Origin of the sequence: Paenibacillus sp. 1-18, assembly GCF_000520755.1 — a bacterium.
GTDB lineage: Bacteria > Bacillota > Bacilli > Paenibacillales > Paenibacillaceae > Paenibacillus > Paenibacillus brasilensis.
Map to the genome: position 1 here is coordinate 1 of NZ_ASSB01000258.1, position 2,152 is coordinate 2,152.

General features: G+C 53.5%; 1 protein-coding gene. It reads right to left on the reverse strand.

The window, feature by feature from the left end:
* Window positions 1-2,152 (reverse strand): condensation domain-containing protein (locus L693_RS28215; RefSeq protein WP_155983858.1); only part of this gene is annotated, 2,152 nt, incomplete at both ends.

The following is a 2,152-nucleotide window of genomic DNA, read 5'->3' on the forward strand; positions in this document are numbered from 1 at the left end:
CCCGCCAGCCTTGAGGATCGCCAAAACGCCAACAACCAGCTCGATTGACCGATGGGCAGCAATTGCCACGGGCTGATCCTGAACGACACCCTTGTCCCTGAGGGTCCGCGCCAGCCGGTTTGCCCGCTCATTCAGTTCGCAGTACGTCAGACGCGCGTCTTCGTACACGACGGCCACTTGCGCCAACGACTCTGCCGCTTGCTCCTCAAACAACTGATGAATCGTCTTCTCATGCGGATAATCCGCTGCCGTCGCATTGAATTGCTCCACGATCCGCACTTTTTCCTGCGGCGTAATGATCTCGATCGACGATAGTTTTGTCTCGGGTTTCTCCAAAATAACGTCAATCAACTGCAGCAGGTGCTTCGTCATCCGTTCCACGGTTTCCCGTTGGAACAACGCAGTCGCATACTCCAGGCTGCATGCCAGTTCTTCCTCGTTCTCGGTTACATTCAGCGTCAAGTCGAACTTCGCCGTCTGATGAGGATGAGCATAAGATTTAAACTGCAGTCCTTCGATTTCCTGATTCCCTTGTTCTGTGTTTTGCAACACAAATAAGGTGTCAAATATCGGATTGCGGCTTAAATCTCGTCTGAGATCAAGCTTTTCAACCAGTTCTTCGAACGGAAAATCCTGATTTTCATACGCTTTTAACGCCGATTCCTTGACTTCCAGCACATACTGATAAAAAGTCTTGTCTGCAGCCGGGGAGTTTCGGAGCGCGAGCGTATTGACAAACATTCCGATCATGCCCTCTAGATCGACGTGCGGCCTGCCAGCAATCGGGGTTCCCACGATAATGTCTTCCTGCCTTGTATATTTATGCAGCAATGCGGTATAAGCGGAGAGCAGCACCATAAACAAGGTGGAACCGGTTTGGGCGGCAAGCTGCTGTAAAGCATGGGTTTGTCGCTTATCAACGACAAATTCAATCGAGCTTCCCGCGAAGCTCTGTACGGGCGGTCTCGCATAATCCGTCGGTAATTCGAGCACGGGCAGCTCGTCGCGATAGACATCCAGCCAGTACGTTGCTTGCTTATCCAGCCGTTCGCTTCGAGCCTCAGCCAGCTGCCAAGCCGCATAGTCCTTGTATTGAATCCGCAGCTGCGGCAGTTCCTCCCCTTCATACAACCGGTTGAATTCTTCCACCAAAATGTTGATGGACGCACCGTCGGAAACAATATGATGCATATCAAACAACAAAAGATGACGCTCTGCTTCCAGCTCGATCAGTCCCACTCGCAGAAGCGGTGCCTGCCGAAGATCAAATGCCCGTACAAAACGGCGAATGTAAGCTGGCGCTTCCTCCTCCGTTGCTTGAGCGTACTCTAATGCAAAGGGAACCTCCGGATGCACGCGCTGCACCGGTTCGCCGTTCACCACGTCAAAGCTTGTTCTCAGCGTCTCGTGCCGACGGATCAATTGACGGAACGCTTCTTCCGCTCGCGTGCGATCCAGACTCCCTTCCACCATCAGCACGCCCGGCATGTTATAGCTGGTTTCCCCGCCTTCGAGCTGGCTCAGCAAGTACAGCCGCTTTTGAGCCGAAGAAACAGGATAATCCGCTTGTTCCTCGACACGCGGGATGGACGCATAGTTAACATGCTCCCTTCCATCCAGCAACTGTGCCATTTGCTCAATGGTCGGTGCTTGAAACACTTCCCGCAGGGATATACCGACGTTCATTTCTTTTTGAATCCGAGCCGTCACGATTGTGGCCCGCAAAGAATGTCCTCCGATCTCAAAGAAGTTGTCCTTGATCCCGACGATTTTCAGTCCCAGCACTTCCTGCCATATTCGCGCAAGCTGCGCTTCCCGCTCGCTTCGAGGCGCTATGTACTCCTCTCCGGTATTCATATGTTCTTCCGGCGCCGGCAGCGCCTTGCGGTCAATTTTACCATTCGGGCTCAGCGGCATATGCTCCAGCTGCACGAAGTACGACGGGATCATATAGCCCGGAAGCTCCTGCGCCAGCGCTCCGCGGAGCTCGCTTGCCGTCAGCTCTGCATTCGCCGTAAAGTATGCGCACAGTTGCTTCTGACCGCTTCCGTCTTCCCTTGCTACAACGACCGTCGCTTGCACAGCCTCCACCTTCAACAGCTGCGTTTCTACCTCACCGAGTTCAATCCGGTAGCCCCGTATTTTCACCTGA